At 72.5% G+C, this 668-nt stretch carries 1 protein-coding gene; it reads left to right on the forward strand.

The window, feature by feature from the left end; genetic code table 11:
- Positions 1-239: hypothetical protein (locus tag KUM32_RS42370; RefSeq protein WP_217146904.1), on the forward strand; the 239-nt coding region annotated here is incomplete at its 5' end.
- Positions 240-668: the final 429 nt, after the last annotated feature.

Raw genomic sequence — 668 nt, forward strand, 5'->3', positions numbered from 1 at the left:
CCCCGGCCCCGGCCGCCCTCCGCCGCCCGAACGGCGGACACCTCGCCACCGCGCCCGGGCGCGCTGTCCGGGCGACCCGGGGTGGCCTTCTCATACGCGCGGCGCGGCCACCCCTCGTGGCCCGCGCCGTCCAGCCCCGCGCCGTGGCGGGTTCGCCGCCGTTCGCCGTACGACGGGCCGCCGCCCGCCTGCCGCGGCCCGCTTCACGGGCGCGGATGACCACCATCCGCAACCGCTGAGCGCCGCCGCGCTTCGGAGCACCACGCGCGTCAGCGGTGGTCTCGCACGTAGTTGTTGCCTTGCAACTTATGGACACCGGGGGGCGCCCGCCCGCTCCGTAGACTGAACCCGTTCGCGGGAACGATTCCCACGCGGCGTGCGGGCGCACCTCCCGGCAGACCTGGTAGCAGGCGCGTCAAAAGCTATGAATTCACGGGGACTTGGGGTAACCATGGCTTTGATCGATCGGAGTATGGAACTCAACACGCTGGATAGCGCGATCGCTGGATGCCTGTCCGGAAACTCCAGAATCGTGTTCGTCGAAGGGCCGGCGGGCTGCGGCAAGAGCGAGTTCATCGAGAGCATCGCCGAGCGGGCCGAGGGGCTGGGCGCCACGCTGCTGCGCGCGGTCGGCTCACCCCGGGAGCGCTCGGTCCCCCTCGGCGCCC

It is taken from the genome of Streptomyces sp. AC627_RSS907, from assembly GCF_019049165.1.